This window comes from Acidobacteriota bacterium, from assembly GCA_016196035.1.
Classification (GTDB): domain Bacteria; phylum Acidobacteriota; class Blastocatellia; order RBC074; family RBC074; genus JACPYM01.
This window is the reverse complement of the sequence record JACPYM010000066.1, coordinates 84,789-100,951: the sequence shown is the minus strand read 5'-3', so window position 1 is coordinate 100,951 and position 16,163 is coordinate 84,789. Positions and strand designations below refer to the sequence as shown.

10 protein-coding genes are annotated in these 16,163 nt (G+C 59.7%); 5 read left to right on the top strand and 5 right to left on the bottom strand.

Annotated elements, in window-relative coordinates; genetic code table 11:
- Positions 1 to 245: 245 nt before the first annotated feature.
- The 5 genes from HY011_20620 to HY011_20600 all read right to left on the bottom strand — a co-directional run bounded on the left by HY011_20620 (position 246) and on the right by HY011_20600 (position 5,494).
- Positions 246 to 1,826, bottom strand: coding sequence for an amidohydrolase (locus tag HY011_20620; protein MBI3425344.1), 1,581 nt, complete (start codon positions 1,824 to 1,826; stop codon positions 246 to 248).
- Between the two features lie 29 nt (positions 1,827 to 1,855).
- Complete coding sequence (locus tag HY011_20615) at positions 1,856 to 2,167, bottom strand: hypothetical protein (protein ID MBI3425343.1); 312 nt, start codon at positions 2,165 to 2,167, stop codon at positions 1,856 to 1,858.
- Between the two features lie 81 nt (positions 2,168 to 2,248).
- Positions 2,249 to 3,601: a Gfo/Idh/MocA family oxidoreductase gene (locus HY011_20610; protein ID MBI3425342.1), complete on the bottom strand. Its 1,353-nt coding sequence runs from the start codon at positions 3,599 to 3,601 to the stop codon at positions 2,249 to 2,251.
- A 136-nt stretch (positions 3,602 to 3,737) separates the two neighbouring features.
- A complete protein-coding gene (locus tag HY011_20605; GenBank protein ID MBI3425341.1) occupies positions 3,738 to 4,157 on the bottom strand; it encodes a GIY-YIG nuclease family protein in 420 nt (139 codons plus the stop codon).
- Positions 4,158 to 4,180: 23 nt separating this feature from the next.
- Positions 4,181 to 5,494, bottom strand: a complete 1,314-nt coding sequence (locus tag HY011_20600) for a TlpA family protein disulfide reductase (protein ID MBI3425340.1) — start codon at positions 5,492 to 5,494, stop codon at positions 4,181 to 4,183.
- Positions 5,495 to 5,995: 501 nt separating this feature from the next.
- On the opposite strand from HY011_20600, the gene HY011_20595 reads away from it, so the two are divergent.
- From HY011_20595 to HY011_20575, 5 genes are all read left to right on the top strand, one after another.
- Positions 5,996 to 7,702 (top strand): vanadium-dependent haloperoxidase, encoded by a 1,707-nt coding sequence (locus HY011_20595; GenBank protein ID MBI3425339.1) that lies wholly within the window; start codon positions 5,996 to 5,998, stop codon positions 7,700 to 7,702.
- Between the two features lie 309 nt (positions 7,703 to 8,011).
- Positions 8,012 to 9,775, top strand: coding sequence for a protein kinase (locus tag HY011_20590; protein MBI3425338.1), 1,764 nt, complete (start codon positions 8,012 to 8,014; stop codon positions 9,773 to 9,775).
- 135 nt (positions 9,776 to 9,910) lie between these two features.
- A complete protein-coding gene (locus HY011_20585) occupies positions 9,911 to 11,365 on the top strand; it encodes a DUF11 domain-containing protein (protein MBI3425337.1) in 1,455 nt (484 codons plus the stop codon).
- A gap of 150 nt (positions 11,366 to 11,515) precedes the next feature.
- Positions 11,516 to 14,929 carry a CHAT domain-containing protein gene (locus HY011_20580; GenBank protein ID MBI3425336.1) on the top strand — a complete coding sequence of 1,138 codons (3,414 nt, stop codon included), beginning with the start codon at positions 11,516 to 11,518 and terminating at the stop codon, positions 14,927 to 14,929.
- A 158-nt stretch (positions 14,930 to 15,087) separates the two neighbouring features.
- Positions 15,088 to 16,116: a DUF4384 domain-containing protein gene (locus tag HY011_20575; GenBank protein ID MBI3425335.1), complete on the top strand. Its 1,029-nt coding sequence runs from the start codon at positions 15,088 to 15,090 to the stop codon at positions 16,114 to 16,116.
- The last annotated feature ends 47 nt before the right edge of the window (positions 16,117 to 16,163 follow it).

Here is a 16,163-nt window from a genome sequence, read left to right as displayed (position 1 = left end):
GGGGGCTTTTCAGTCCTGAAAAAACACCGAGGGCAGCGATTCTCCCCACAAGAAACGCCACCCTCGTTGAGATAGTCAGCCTGCTGCAAGGCAGAGCCGACCACTAGGTTGAATTCACTTTGCCATGCGCTTGACCGTCCCCTGTCGCACACACAGCAAGCGCGAACAACCTGAAGATACAGCCCCGCCCGCGCGTTGCCTATACGTATTGTTACGTGATTTTCCGAGCCACCGCCAAAATCGGCTTATTTTTTGACGGTCGGATACTGAATCCCCAATTGCTCAAGATAAGTTTTGTACTTCGCCGGGTCGTAATAGAACTTCTTCAACTCCGGCGCGAATTTCTCCATCTTCTCTTTGTTCAGATCGAGCGCCGGCTGATCGCCCGGATTGATGAGCGGCTGATATTTGACCTCTTTGGTTTGGACATTGTTGAAATAGTCCCAGGCCTGTTTGACCAAGTCGGGCTGCGTCAGAAAATCGAGCGCCGTCAACGCCTGCACCTTCGCGCCCGCCGTCGAACCCTTGTGGGCAATCGGCGTCGCCATCGCAATCGCGTTTTCCCAACTGTGCCCGGGCAGGTTCGGAATGTTGGCCGGGAAGCGCAAATACACCATCGGCACATTCCACGAAATGTCGCCCACATCATCCGAACCGCCGCCCAATACCTGTTCTTTCGGCCCTTCCAAGCCTTTCGACTTGGTCTTCAAACCATCCACCTTGGCGCCGATTTCTTTCTGCAAGGCTTTGGCGAGCGTCTGATCGGCTTCGCTCCATTGCGGCAGGCCCACGGTCTCGATGTTTTTGGCCTGCGTTTCGGCGACGACCTTGTTGAAATGATTCGGCCAGGCGGAACCGACCACGCGCTGTGTCACGGTCGTGTCGGTCATGAGCGTGGCCGCCTGCGCCATCTTGTTGCCCAGTTCGTAAAGCTCTTTGATCTTCGGGTAATCCAACTCGCGAAAGTAATACCAGACGCTCGCTTCGGACGGCACGACGTTGGGCTGATCGCCGCCATTGACGACGACGTAATGCGAGCGCTGTTGCAAGCGCAGATGCTCGCGCCGGAAATTCCAGCCGATGTTCATCAACTCGACCGCATCTAGCGCCGAGCGCCCCGACCAGGGCGCGCCAGCCGCGTGCGCCGCTTTGCCGTGAAACGAGTATTGCACCGAAACCAAGCCGCTGTTGCGTTCGGGCTGCCCCCAGTTGGTGGCGAAATCGCTATCCACATGCGAACCGAGCACGATGTCTACGTCTTTGAAAAGACCCGCGCGAATGAAGAACGCCTTCGCGCCCACCAATTCTTCAGCTACGCCCGGCAGAATTTTGAGCGTGCCGCCGAGCTTGTTCTTTTCCATCAACTGCTTGAGCACCAGCGCCGCCGTCACATTCACAGCCATGCCGGAATTATGGCCTTCACCATGTCCTGGCGCGCCTTCGATCATCGGCTCGTGCCAGGCCACGCCCGGCTTTTGCGAGGCGCGCGGGATGCAATCAATGTCCGTAATAAACGCGATCACCGGCTTGCCGCTGCCCCAGCTTGCCACGAACGCCGTCGGCATTCCGGCCACGCCTTTTTCAACCTTGAAGCCGCTCTTTTCGAGCACGCCGGTCAGATACTTCGACGTTTCGTATTCGTGAAAGCCCAACTCGGCGAAGCTGAAAATCTGATCCACCATCTGCTGGGTGAAGATTTGCAATTTGTCCACTTCGGCGACGGCCTGGCGTTTGAGGTCGTCGAGGGTTTTGGCTTCTTGGGCCAACGCGGGCGCGCTGTTCAGTAACAAGGCAATGGTCAGCAGGATTGGGGTGAATCGTTTCATGGCAAGTCTCCGGGGTGATTGCGGCAGGGTTAATTCGCCGCCGTGGTTTCGAGCGCTTCTAAGCGTTCTCGCACTTCCACCAATTGGCCCTCACGCTGCCAATCGTGATCGCGCAATTGACGCATCTCACGCTTGATGTCTTTGACATCGCGTTCCAAGGCGGTAAAGCGCGCGTCGTAGTTCGGCGGCAAGGGATTGGTGCGAACTTCCAGTTTTTCCAGGCGTGTGTTGAATTCCTGGCGCATCTCGATCATTTCCCGATGCATTAAACTGTAGTCACGCTGCATCAGTTCCAGCAACTCGCGGTCACTCAAGTCTTTGGTATTGAGGTCTTCAGTCATGGCTTCTTACTTCCTTTCTATCGTTTGATTGTTCGACCGCGCGTGACTGCCCATCAGCCAAGCGCCACGCAAGCTTACCGCTTAAGCCCGCAGCTTGTCACGCTCACGATCCCAATAAACCGGCTGTTTGCGCCGCGCCGACAGGTTGATCATATGCGCGACCGCCGCCGCGCGATGGCCGGCCCAGACGTCTTCGACCGGTTGCTGGCGGGTGCGGATGGCCTGTTGGAATTGCTCGAAGTGCAGTTGATTGGCGTTGGGGCCGAGGCCGCTCCAATGTTCTTCGCCTGAGACAATCTGTGGTTCCCACTGATTCGGGCGTTCGGCTTTGATGATCTGCGGGTCTTTGTAATAGGCGCGTTCCAGCGCGCTCGGCCAGGCGGCCACGATCCAATCGTTGTTGTCAATCGGGCGTTCGGGCGCGAAGACAACATCGCGGGCGATGGTCAGCGTGCCCTGCGTGCCCAGGATTTGAATGCCGCGATCTCCGGCGGATTGGTTGTTAAACGTGCCGCTTAGATTGACGTGGAAGCCTTCGGAGTACTGCAAAATCGCGTCGAGCGTGTCGGGCACGTCACGGCTGCCTTTCCAGCGATAGAGCGAACCGGCGGCCAGCGCCATTTCGGGAGCCTGCGCGCCCGTCACGAAATGCAGCGTCGTCATCGCATGTACAAACAGATCGGTCGCCATCCCGCCCGAATAATCCTGATAACAACGCCAGCGGCAGAAGCGTTCCAGGCTGAACGGGTGTTTGGGCGCGGAGCCTTGAAACATTTCCCAGTTGACAGTCTGCTCGTTGGCATCCGGCGGAATCGGATAAATCCACGCGCCACCCGCCGTGTTGCGGTTGACCGAGATGCGCACCATCGTGATCTGGCCCAGACGGCCCGATTGCACGATCTCACGCGCTTTTTGCTGGATGGGCGTGCTGACGCCCTGGCTGCCGACTTGCAGGATGCGCCCGGTCTTTTTGACGGCGGCGGCAATTTCCAGTCCTTCGTCAATCGTGTAAGTCAGCGGCTTTTCGATGTAAACGTCTTTGCCCGCATTGAGTGCGGCGATGGCGTGGTCTTTGTGCCAGTGGTCGGGCGTGCCGATGTAAACCGCGTCAATCCCCGGCGCGGCCAGCAATTCAGCGGCGTTCTGATAAATTTTCGCGCGCCCGCCCGTGCGCTCAACCGCGCGTTCAAGCCGGCCTTTGTAAGCATCGCACACGCCGACGACCTCAATGCCGGGCATGCGCACGACGGTGCTCAGCACCTCTTGCGCGCGCGCACCGACGCCGATGTAACCGAGCGTCAGGCGGCCATTGGGGCTGTTTTGCGGATCGAAAGCAGCGTCAGTGCGTTTGGCGGCGCCCAGCGTCAAAGTTGCGCCTGCACCTGTGGCGGCACTGCGTTTGATGAATTCGCGGCGATTGATTTGGTTGGTCATAGAAGCTCCAAAAATGTACCGCAGGCTGCCAGCCTGCTGGTACTGCATCAAAGACGGATTGGCAGTAATGACTGCACTCCCGTCAATCACCAGCATGCTGGCAGCCTGCTGTACTTCGCGCGCACCAGGCAACCTACTAATCATCATCCAAGGTTGTGGGCCGTTGCTTTGCCGCAATCATCTGTAGCCGCTGTTCGCGGTTTTTCTTGGGTTCGTTGTAACCACGCTCGCCATACGGTTGCAGTTGTTCAAGCCAGACATCTTCGAGCACGGTCAAGTCTTCGCGGTAATCATAAGCCGGGTCCGGGCGCGGCGACAGCTCATCCAGGATTTCAAACGCAAAGCCAGCCTCGCCGAAAGCGTTCCAGTCCGCTTGCAGGGCCTTGTTCTTGTGGCCGCCCTGTTGCAAGGCAAACTTTTCCCGGTTGAAGATGCCGGGCAAGTTGAGCGAACTGCCGACCAAAATCTTTTCGTTGGAGAGGCAGTGAATCTGGTAGACCCCCATCGGGCGCTGACTTTGCTGATAGTCGCGTTTCAGTTCTTGCTTGCGATTCATCGTTCACTCCTCCAATGGTGGAATCACTCCTTCGCGGCCAGCAATTCCTTGACCAGCGCTTCGATTTCACTTTTCAGCTTGGTGAAGCGTTCGCCCGTCGCGCTGCCTTCAAAACCGGCATGGATGCGTTTGACCAGGCCGCCACGCCCGATGAAAAGCGTGGTGGGATAGGCGCCGAAGTTGATCAGTTGCGGCAGCTTCTTGGGCGCGTCTTCGGTCGAACCGGCCAGCAGCATCGGGTATTGCACGCCGTGCCGCTGGGCGAAGATGCGCACCTGTTCCAAATCGCGCGAGACTTCGCCGGTGTATTCAAACGCCAACGCGACGACTTCCAAACCCTGCTTTTGATAGCGCGCGTAAAGCTCCTGCAAATACGGCGTCTCTTCGTGACAGTTCGGGCACCAACTGCCGGTGATCGAAACAACGACGACTTTGTTTTTGAAGCGTGCGTCATCCCAGGCGACGACTTTGCCGTTGAGGTCCGGGAAATTGAAGAGGAACGGCTCGCTGGCATTGCTCATCCGCGTGTAGGTGTTCGGGTCGGGCAAACTGGCGACCAGTTTTTTATTCTTGTCATTGATGCGCTCGGCCACGACCTTGCGCTCGGGGTCGAACAGGCCCAAATCCAGATAGCCAACGAGCGTGCCGTCAGGTTGCAACACGGCTTTGAAGATGCGCGCGTTGATGCCGTCAAAGCGATTGAGCGTCAGCGTATTGTCCGTCGTGAACGTGCCGGACAATTGCCCCCAATCGCCGCTGACGGGAATGATCGTGCCGGTGGCCTGTCCATTCGCGGTTTTGAACGCCGCCCGCCACAAACGCTGTTGCTCGCCTTCGCCGACTTTCAGCACCCAAGCGCCGGTCAGATCAGCCGTCGCACCAACCACTGCCGGAGCGGTCGCGCTGCGGGTGGCTTGCAATTCGCGCGTGAGCGTTTGTTTTTGCCACTGGCGCACAAAGGTACCCTGCATTTCATCGCCCTTGAGTCGCGCTAGTAATACACCATCATAAAAATCGTAGCGCAGTTTGAGCGACTGCCCTTCAAAGACGCCTTCGGTCGAAGCCAGCCGATCATCACCGTTGATAAGCGTACCCGTCACTTGCGTGAGGCCCGCCGCCGATTGGCCGGCGCTTTTGACTTCCAGGGTAAACGCCACGTCTTCACCGGCGTTGGTTTTGACCGTGCCGCGCCAGGTGCCGAGTGGATTGGCCGTAGCCGCAGGCTGGGCTTGCTCTTTGCAAGCAGTGGCGCTGAGCAACACAGTCAGCAACCAGGCGGCGCGGCCCGCACGCATTACGAAACTCAGCCGTAGCCGAGTGGTTAAGAAGTTCAGCATGATGAATGGTCTCGGTTGTTGTATGAATTAAATGCGCGCGAATGCTACTACCGCGCGCGCGCGATGTACAACCAGCGGATCAGTCCTGCTGTACTGCTTCCGCACTCTTCGCGCGCGTTAGAGCGGTTTGCAATTGCGTGTACGGTGTCAGTAGCCCGTCTACCCAATTGCAATCTGATCTAGTACGGCCCGCCTCCGGGGCTGGCGCAGCGTCCGCCAACGCCGGAGATTTTGCTTGACGCTGCCGGGTATGCTGCCTACCATACGCGCGGTTTATTACGAACCTTCCAACTACCAACCGGAGTATCCCCGTTATTCATCATCCCCCGAGTGCGCTATTTTCCAGCTAGCCTTATAGGTGCCGCTTTCCTTTGACGCCGTTGGCGTCGAAGTTTGCTGTCGGTGCAGTTGCCCGGTGTGTCAGGCAGCGGTGTTGGATACAACGCCGCCACCCTTTACCTGCCTTCTGACTGCCCTTTTACCCACAATCGGAGAAGTATTATGAGACAGAAGAACAATCCCGAACCCCACGTCGGCGTTGCGGGTCAACTTTCATCCAAAGCGGCGTCCCAGGGCCGCCGCCAATTTCTCAAACAATCCACGGCAACCGTGGCCGCCGCCGCCGGGCTGAGCGCAGCGCCGCTGTTGGGCGGTTCGGTCGCGCTGGCTGAGACGGACGCCCTCGGCCCGTTGGACGCGGTGCAGCGCGCCCGGCAGGCCACGCTACGGCGGCAGACCGCTGCGCTCTATCAATCGAACCGCCCGCTGCCGTTGCATCTGACCAACGGCGATGACGAAACATACGCCAGTAAACTCGCCAGCTTCAGCAAGACGCTGCCGCACAATAATCTGGGCGAGGCAGATTTGAACGCCTACGCGGCATACTTGAACGCTCTGCGCAGCGGCAAGTCCGAGGATTTCGAGAAGATTCCGGCGGGCGGCGCGGGCAAACTCGTCGATCCGCAATCCGGGTTGTGCTTCGATTTGGAAGGCGCTGACATTCACAGTTTTGAAACTGCCGTGCCGCCGCGTTTCGACAGCGAAGCCATCGCGGGCGAAATGGCCGAATTGTATTGGCGCGCGTTGACCCGCGACATTCCGTTTTCGCAATACGACAGCCATCCGCTGACGAATGCGGCCGTGGCCGATCTGCGGCGCTTCGACAATTACACGGGTGTGGATACTCAAAGCCTGTTCCGCACGCCGATGCCCGGCGATGCGCAGGGCTATTACGTTTCGCAATTTCTGCTCAAACCCTTCAGCCTGGGCGCGACGCCGTTTGACCAGAAATACCGGCTGCCCGTGGCGGGTGAAGATTTCATGGTCGCCTATCAGGAGTGGCTCGCCATTCAAAATGGCGTGGCGCCCACGCGGCGCCTCTCGTTTGACACAGCCAATCGCTACATCCGCAATGGCCGCGACCTGGGCGAATATGTGCACATTGATTTTTCGTATCAGGCCTTCTTGCTAGCCTCATTGATCCTGCAAAGCTTTGGCGCGGCGGCGCTCGACGATGCCAATCCTTACAAACGCGCGACCCGGCAGGCAGGCTTTGCGACCTTCGGCGGCCCGCATCTGGTGGATTTGATCGGGCGCATCGCGGCGCTGGCGCTCAAGGCCGCCTGGTTCCAGAAATGGTATGTGCATCGCCGCATCCGCCCCGAAGAATTCGCCGGGCGCGTGCACAATAAACTGACCAATGCGGCTAACTATACGATTAACGCCAAGCTGCTCAATTCCGGGGCGATCATGAATGTGTTCAGCAAATATGGCGGCTATCTATTGCCGATGGCCTTTCCCGAAGGTTGCCCCGTGCATCCGGCCTTCCCCGGCGGGCACGCCACGGTGGCGGGCGCTTGCGTGACGGTGCTCAAGGCGTACTTTGACGAAAGCTTTGTCGTGCCGAGTCCGGTCGTGCCCAGCGATGACGGCGCGACCTTGCGCGAGTACAACGGCACGCTGACCATCGGCAGCGAATTGAACAAGCTGGCGTCGAATGTGGCGTATGGCCGCGACACCGCCGGCATGCATTGGCGCAGCGATGAAATCGAAGGCTTGAAACTCGGCGAAGCGGTGGCCATCAGCGTGCTGAGCGATTTCAACGCCTGTTTCAACGAGACCTTTGAAGGTTTCACGCTGACCAAATTCGATGGCGTGACCATCCGCCTGAGCGGGCGCGCCAATCAGCCCACACGGGTCATTCGCTGATGCTAGGGCATTGTTCAAAAATAACTTGATCGTTTGAGCCAGACAGCGCTTCGGGGACTGGGGCGCATTGTTCATTTGTCATTGTTGATTTGTCATTTGTCATTGCCCGGCAGCGCATTCCGTAATGACAAATGAACAATGACAAATGAACAATGAACAACTTATTTTTGAACACAGCCTAAGTCACCCTCAGAAGGTGCGCGCGGAGGGCGCTTCTCCCAGAAGCGCCCTCCGCTACTGTACCGGCTGCCCAGCCAATGCTAAGATGCGCTCCGGATTTCAAACACAAATCAGCGGAACAGCATCGCAATGGAAACCAAACGACAATCCGAACAAACCAAGCCGATGGCGTCTTTCGGCACCGCCCCCAACATCACGCCCGCACTCAAACAAACCAATTACAGCGGCGTGCTGCTCAAAGACCGTTACATGATCGAAGGCGAATTGGGGCGTGGCGGCATCGGCGTGGTGTATCTGGCGCGCGATACCCAATTGCACCAGCGGCGCGTCGTCATCAAAGTGCTGCTCGAATCCTCCGAACAATCGTTGCACACGCCCTGGTTCCGCAAAAAATTCGACCAGGAAATCGAAGCCCTCGTGCGCATTGATCACCCCGGCGTCGTGGGCGTGCTCGATGTCGGCGCGATGCCCGACGGCAAACCCTTTTTCGTGATGCAATTTGTCGAGGGCGTCAACCTGCGCAGCCTGATGCAGCAGGAAATGCAAGCGGGCAAAATGGATTTGGCACGCATCGCCCACATCGTCCGGCAAATCGGCCAGGCGCTGACCGCCGCCCACGAAAAGGGCATCATCCACCGCGACCTCAAACCCGAAAACGTCATGGTGCAGCGGGCCACCGAAGGCGAAGAGGTCGTCAAGCTGATTGATTTCGGCATCGCCACCGTCAAGGATTCGCAAAGCAACAACACCGATTCCGGCAAAACCAAAGTCGCCGGGGCCTTGCCTTACATGGCGCCCGAACAATTGCGCGGCGAACCGCAGTCCGCCAGCGACACCTGGTCACTCGGCGTGATGACTTATGAGCTGCTGACCGGTCACCTGCCCTTCAATGCCGAAACGCTGGTACAGTTGCACGAACAGCAAAAGAAAGGCGCGCAACCGCCGCCGCGCGAATTGCGCGTTGAGTTGTCGCCTGCGGCTGAACAGGTCGTGCTCCGAGCGATAGCCTTTGCGCCCGAAGAGCGTTTTGGCCGCGCCCGCGATTTCGGCGACAGCCTCGCCGAAGCCTTGCTTCACCAGATTCCGCGCACGGTACACACCAATTCCATGTCGGGGCAGCAACTCACGTCGCCGTCTTCGCCCACGGAATTAGGCTCTGGCTCGTTGCCGCCCGTCGTGGCCGCACCGCGCCCGGCGCCGGGCAAATCGCCGCTGCCGTATTTCGCGTTAATCGTCGTTTTGCTGGCGGGGGCCGTCGGGATTTTCAGTTACTTCAAACTGCGCAATACGCCGCCCTCACATCTGCCTGAAAATTCCGGTAACACAGTTGTCTTACCCGAACGCATCCTGAGTTATTCGATCAGTTCCTGTTCGCGTGTCAAACAGGACGGCAGTTGCGCCATCGCCGCCAAAGAACACAAACAAGCGATCATCTTTCCGCCCGGTTCCGGTTTGCGGCTCAACTTCGCGAGCGACCGCACGGGCTATTTCTATCTTTTCAACGAAGACCCGAAATTGCAGAACGGACTGCCGGTTTACAACCTGCTTGCGCCCATGCCGCCCGATCGCCCCAATGCCCAATTGGCAGCGGGCCAAACGCTCGCGTTGCCTGGCGCAAACACTTACAGCGTCGCCGACGCGGCCCAGGGCACCGAAAAGCTCTGGTTGATCTGGTCGCCGACAGCCGTGGAAGAGTTCGAGCAATTGCGCCGCGCCCTCGGTGCGCGCAAATCGGTCGAAGTGAAAGAGGCCGCCGAAGCCAAACTGGTGCAGGAATTTCTCAAACGCAATGAAGCCGCCAAAGCCGTGGCGGAATTGGGCGACACGCAAACCTATTTGAAAGGCAAGCCCGGCAAGCTGCTGCTTTATCTCTTGGAACTCGACCGGCAATAAATCGGCGGCGGCCCGCAACTCATTGACCTTGCCAACCGCAGCGCCTACACTGCGCCTGCGGTAAACGCTTCACTCTCTAGCCCGAACACGAACTGATACTAGGCAAAAAATTTCAGACACAGGAGCACAATCACGATGTGTCTTACACACACACACACACGACATTGCTTTTTAGCGCTGGCGCTGGCGTTGCTTACGCTCACGGCGCGCGCCGCTGACCCCGGACAGATTTCCGATCTGACCATTACCAAAACCGGGCCGCCCACGGCGGCGGCAGGCAGCGACATCACCTACACGATTGTCGTGCGCAATGAGCCGCCCGCCGGAGGCGTTACTTTTCAAGCCATCCTGGCCGACACAATGCCGGCGGGTTGGTCGGTCATTAACGTGACCACCACGCAAGGAAGCTGCGGCGGCACGGGCAATAGCATAAGCTGCCAACTCGGCGCGCTGGCGCCGGGCCAGTCCGCCACGGTCACGTTGCGCGCGCATATTCCGGGGATTTGCCAACCGCCGACCGGGACGAACGTCGCGGTCGTCAGCGGCGATCAGGATACGACCAACAACACCGCCAGCGTGACCACTGCGGTAATACAACCCAGCCTGGGAGCGGGCGCTTGCATTCCACCCGCAGGGGCGCCCAGCGATGTGAAACCGGGTTCGATTTTGTCATTTCCGTTTTACGCCTCGTCGGCAACGGGCAATGGATTGGACAACAATACGCGCATCTCCTTTACCAACATCCATCCGACCCTGGGCGTGGCGGTGCATCTGTTTTTCATTGATGGCGCGACGTGCTCGGTGGCCGATTCGTTCATCTGCCTGTCGCCCAACCAGACCGCCGCGTTTCTGATGTCGGACATTGATCCGGGCACGACGGGTTCGGTTTTCGCCGTGGCTTCGGATGGCCCGCCGGGGATCGGCGATGGGACGAACACCGGCTGTCCGATCAGTTTCAATTACCTGATCGGGCACGCCAGTATCAAACAGCCCGTCGGCAGCAGCATCGGCAACGCCCCGCTCAAACGCACGCGCGTCGAGGCCGAAGTAGCCGCCGAAGCCATTGCCGCTGAATTCGGCAGCCCGGTACCGGGCTGCAATCCATCCAGTCCGGCGGTTGAGTTGCGATTCAACGGCCAGCCGAATGGGTACAACATGCTCCCGCGTGTCTTGGCGGCCAGCAACATTCCGAGCCGCGCCGATGGCAACAGCACCTTTATCGCGGTGCAGCGCATCGGCGGTAATCTGGCGACGGGCGCCGCCACCATCGGCACACTGTTCGGCGTGCTTTATGACGATGCCGAATCTCCGTTCAGTTTCTCGGTCAACGCGGGTTGCGTCTTCCGGGGCACGCTGTCGGGCAGCCTGATTCGCACGACACCGCGCTTCGAGCAAATCATTCCGGCGGGGCGCAGCGGCTGGTTGAAGCTTTACGGCGGCGCCGACATCGGCATCACCGGCTTGATGCTCAATAACAATGTCAATGTGGATTCAGCCGCCAACGCCTTTGACGGCGGACACCGGCTGCATATTTTACGGCTGACCGATACGGTCGTCGTGACTGTGCCCGTCTTCCCGCCCGCTTGTTAGCGGCAGCGAAGGCGCGGCAGCGTTCATTACACAACACGCGGGGGAGACCGGTGAAATGGCGCTTTCCCGCGTGTTGTGTTTTTTATGGCGAGGACAAAGCGACCGGTCTCAAGGGCGCTGTCCTCGCCGCGCCCCCTTGAGGTATCCATCATGCCCCGCTTTATGCGCTTCCCGCCCTCGCTCTTCCCGCTGTGGCTGCTTTTCCTGTGCGCGCTGCCGGCCCACAGCCAAACACCCTCGCCCCAGCCGCTCGAACCCGGCAAACCGGTCGAAAAAGAAATTGCAGGCGGGCAGACGCACAGTTACCGCATCAATGCGGCAGCCGGGCAATGCCTGCGGCTGACGGTCGAACAGCTTGACGCAGACGTCGCCCTGGCGCTCTTTGGCGCGGGCGAGCCAGCGCTGGTCGAACTTGATTTCTTTCTCGAAGGCCGCCCCGAAACCCTGGTTTGGATTGCCCCGGCAGCGGGGACGTTCCGGCTGGAAATCGCCAGCCCCGAAAAGACCGCGCCGCGCGGCAACTACCGTGTCACGCTGCTTGAATTGCGCGCCGCCACCGAACGCGACCGGCAATTCCTCACCGCCCAGGCGGCCTTCATCTCGGCCACGGCGCTTGCCGATGAAAAGAAACCCGAAACGCGCCGCCAGGCCCAACCGCAATTCGAGCAAGCTCTGCAACTCTGGCGGGCGCTCGACGAACGTTTGCTGACGGCCGGGGCGCTTTCCGCCCTGGGCGAAAACCTGCGGGCGCTCAACGAAACCACCCAAGCGCTCGATTATTTCAACCAGGCCCGCGCGCGCTGGCACGATCTCGGCGATCAAGACGAAGAGGCTTCGACGCTCTCCAACCTGGCCGCCCTGCACAACATTGCCAATCAGAAAGAACAAGCCATTGCCGAATACCAACAAGCCTTGGAGCTGTACCGCGCGCTCGAAGACCGCCAGAATCAGGCCGTGATGCTGGTCAATCTCGGCCAGCTTTACGCGGGTCTGGGCCAGCAACAGCAAGCCCGCGCGCTCTTTGAACAAGCCTTGCCCTTGCGCCGCGATGCGCGCAGCCGTGCTCTGGTGTTATCCGCCTTGGGCCTTGTTTACCGGAATCTGGGCGAACGGCGCAAGGCGCTCAAGTTTCAGCAGGACGCGCTCGCACAACGCCGCGCCGCCCAAGACCGCGATGGCGAAGCCGTCACGCTGACGAACATGGGGTTGATTTACACCGATCTGGGCGAACCGCAAAAGGCGCTCGATGTGTTGAATCAAGCGCTGCCCTTGCGCCGTGACCCGCGCGGGCGCGGTGTGACGCTCAGCCAATTGGGGCGCGTTTATTACCTGCTCGGCGCGCCGCAGGAAGCCTTGCAACAATTGGCCGCCGCGCTCCCGCTCTTGCGGGCCGCCAAAGACCAACTCAGCGAACTCGACGCGCTCAATTTGCAAGGGCTGGCCCATTGGGCGGCGGACGATTACCCGCAGGCCCTCGCGGTGTTTGAACAAGCGCTGCCACTGGCGCGTGAATTGAAAGCGCGCCAATTCGAGGCGGCCATCCTCAATAACTTCGGGCGTGTTTACGCTTCACAAGGAAACCAGCGGCAGGCGCTCGCGGCCTATCAACAGGCGCTGCCCATCGCGCGCGAACTCAAATTCAAAACGGGCGAAGCCGCCGCGCTCAACAACCTGGGCTTTGTTTATGAAGCGCTCGGCGAACCCGCCAAAGCGCGCGACCAGCAACAACAGGCCGTCGAACTCGCCGCCAAGCTCAACGAACCCCGCCGCGAAGCCAAAGCGCGTTACGGCCTGGCGCGGCTCGAAAGCACCGGCAATCGTTTGGACGCAGCGCGCAAGCAAATGGAAAAGACGCTCAAACTGGTCGAAACGCAGCGCGAAAAACTGACCAGCCCCGAATTGCGCGCCGATTACCGCGCGTCGGTGCAACAGTATTACGACCTGTACATTGACGTGTTGATGCGCCTGCACCGCAAGCTGCCCAAACGCGGTTTCGCCGCCCAGGCCTTGCACGCCAGCGAACAGGCGCGCGCCCGCGGCTTGCTGGAACTGCTGACCGAAAGCGGCGCGGAGATTCGCGCGGGCGTGGACACCACGCTGCTCGACCGCGAACGCGAGTTGCAGGAGCAAGTCAGCGCCAAAGCCGCCGAACAACTGGCACTGGTCACGAGCGGCGCCGCCGCCGCGCAACTCGCCCCGCTCACGCAGGAATTGGAGCGGCTCAATGGCGAATTGCGCACCGTGCAAAGCGACATTCGCACGCGCAGCCCGCGCTATGCCGCGCTCACCCAACCGCAACCGCTGAAGACCCAGGAAATCCAACGGCAACTGCTCACGCCTGACACGCTGTTGCTGGAATACGCGCTGGGCGAAGAGCGCAGCTATGTGTGGGCGCTGAGCAAGACAACGCTGCACAGTTACACGCTGCCCAAACGCGGCACGCTTGAGGAAGCCGCCCGCCGTTTCTATCGCAGCCTGACGGCGCGCAATCAAGCGTCCACAGGCGAGAACCCGGAGCAGCGGCAAGCGCGCCTCGCGGCGGCGGAACGCGAAATACACAAGGCTGGCGCGGCCTTGAGCAAGTTGATTCTCGCCCCGGTCGCCGCGCAACTCGGCGCAAAACGTTTGCTGATTGTGGCGGATGGCGCGCTGCAATACGTGCCCTTTGCGGCACTCAACTTCGCTGCCGCTGCGCCGCTGCTCGTCAAACACGAAATCGTCACGCTGCCCTCGGCCTCCACGCTCGCCGTCTTGCGTGCCGAAACCAAAGACCGCCAACCGGCCCTGCAACAATTGCTGGTGCTGGCCGACCCTGTGTTTGAAGCTCAGGACGAGCGTGTCCAAACCCTTAACCTCAAGCTCGCTAAGCCAGAACAAAACAAAGCCGACGCGCCGGTTGTTGCCGCCGGTGAAAGCGCGGTGCGCGCCCTGTTGTTGAAAAAAGTGGTGAAAGAAACGGGCGGAGAGAACGCCGGATTCAGCATCCCGCGTTTGCCTTATACGCGCCAGGAGGCCGAGGCCATTCTCGCGCTGGTCCCGGCTGAGCAACGTCAAACCAGCTTCGATTTCAAGGCCAACCGTGCCGCCATCACCGGCCCGGCCCTCGGGCAAACGCGCCTGATTCACTTGGCGACGCACGGTTTTTTGAACAGCCTGAACCCGGAGCTATCCGGTCTGGTGCTCTCCCTGATCAACGAACAGGGCGCGCCGCAGAATGGCTATCTGCTCGCGCCGGATTTGTACAACTTGAAACTGGATGCGACGGAACTGGTCGTCCTGAGCGCTTGCCAAACCGGATTGGGCAAAGAGATACGCGGCGAAGGCCTGACCGGTTTAACGCGCGGCCTGATGTATGCCGGCGCGCCGCGCGTGGTCGCCAGCCTGTGGAGCGTCAGCGACCAAGCCACGGCTGAATTGATGAAAGCGTTTTATCAAGGCATGCTCACCCAAGGGCTGCGACCGGCAGCGGCCTTGCGCGCGGCGCAACTCACTCTCTGGCGGCAAAAACAGCGGCAGTCGCCATATTACTGGGCAGCCTTTACGCTCCAAGGCGAATGGCGTTGATTCGCTGCTGTGACAAAGATAACAGCGCACCGCGACCTGCCGCGTATAATCAGGCCGCAGTTTTAAGAGAGGGCGGTACCAACCCGCGACGGGAAAAACGAATCGAAGCGCCGCTTCACGCGAGGCAATTCCGAGCGGAGCGCAAAATAGGAGAAACGATGTTGCCAACAATTCAGACCAAGAAATTCGGCGTGGGCCTGTTCATCAGTGCGACTTTGCTGGCCGGCGGTTTCGCCGCGCTGGCCCAACCAAAACGGCAATCCCAGCCAAAACAGCAACCTCAGGAAGAAGAGAATTCGCGCCGCTTCTGGCCGCCCGAATTCCGGCCCGCCGCGCCAACGGGCGCCAAACCGCGGCAAGGCACCTATAAACCGGCCAACATTTCGCGGCCCCCCAGCACCATTACCAAACCCGACACGGAATCAACCGGGCTGGGCGTCACGCTCTGGCTGCTGCGTTCGCCCAGCGAAATCAAACAGGCGGCGCAACCATCCGAAAGCCGTTCCAATCAACCGAAAAAGTCCGCACAGGAAAATAAAGATGAGATCGCGCGCGTGCTGGTGAAGAAAAAAATCGGCAACAGCGAGCGCACCGAAGAGATGGTGCCGGAACGCATCGAAGCCAATACGCCGCTCAAGGTCGGGCAATTGCTGCGCCTCAGTGTCGAAGTGCCGCAAGACGGTTATCTCTATGTCATTGACCGCGAGAAATACACCGATAAAACCGTCGGCGATCCGATCCTGATTTTCCCCTCCAACCCCAGGAGCGCCGAACATCTGGTCAAGGCCGGACGCATCATCGAATTGCCGGACAGCAAGGATTATGTATTCGAGGTCAAGCTGATGTCCGATCTGGAAAACAAGACGCTGGCGGGCGAGGTGCTGAGTTTTCTGGTGAGTCCGCGCCCGCTCGAGAACATTCCCGAACCCGGCGCTGACGGCCTCATCCGCCTGCCCGCCGCGCTCGTGACAGAGTGGGAAAACAAATGGGGGCAGAACAATGTGCTCAGCAAAGCCGAACTCGATACCGGTCGTGGCCGCGCCCGCACCCGCAGCGAACAAAACGCGCTGACCGGCAATAGCAAAGAACTCAACCAAGCTGACCCGCTGCCGCAAACCGTCTTCACCATTGCCGTCAAACGCGGCAGCCCGTATCTGGTGCAAATGCCGTTGACGATTGGGAAGTAACCGACACCAGACAAACCGGCAGCAAATGGAAAAGGGCAAAGCCAGAT

Excerpts from the sequence above, each read along its gene's own strand:
- HY011_20620 (MBI3425344.1), bottom strand. The coding sequence starts at position 1,826 with ATGAAACGATTCACCCCAATCCTGCTGACCATTGCCTTGTTACTGAAC.
- HY011_20615 (MBI3425343.1), bottom strand. The coding sequence starts at position 2,167 with ATGACTGAAGACCTCAATACCAAAGACTTGAGTGACCGCGAGTTGCTG.
- HY011_20610 (MBI3425342.1), bottom strand. The coding sequence starts at position 3,601 with ATGACCAACCAAATCAATCGCCGCGAATTCATCAAACGCAGTGCCGCC.
- HY011_20605 (MBI3425341.1), bottom strand. The coding sequence starts at position 4,157 with ATGAATCGCAAGCAAGAACTGAAACGCGACTATCAGCAAAGTCAGCGC.
- HY011_20600 (MBI3425340.1), bottom strand. The coding sequence starts at position 5,494 with ATGCTGAACTTCTTAACCACTCGGCTACGGCTGAGTTTCGTAATGCGT.
- HY011_20595 (MBI3425339.1), top strand. The coding sequence starts at position 5,996 with ATGAGACAGAAGAACAATCCCGAACCCCACGTCGGCGTTGCGGGTCAA.
- HY011_20590 (MBI3425338.1), top strand. The coding sequence starts at position 8,012 with ATGGAAACCAAACGACAATCCGAACAAACCAAGCCGATGGCGTCTTTC.
- HY011_20585 (MBI3425337.1), top strand. The coding sequence starts at position 9,911 with ATGTGTCTTACACACACACACACACGACATTGCTTTTTAGCGCTGGCG.
- HY011_20580 (MBI3425336.1), top strand. The coding sequence starts at position 11,516 with ATGCCCCGCTTTATGCGCTTCCCGCCCTCGCTCTTCCCGCTGTGGCTG.
- HY011_20575 (MBI3425335.1), top strand. The coding sequence starts at position 15,088 with ATGTTGCCAACAATTCAGACCAAGAAATTCGGCGTGGGCCTGTTCATC.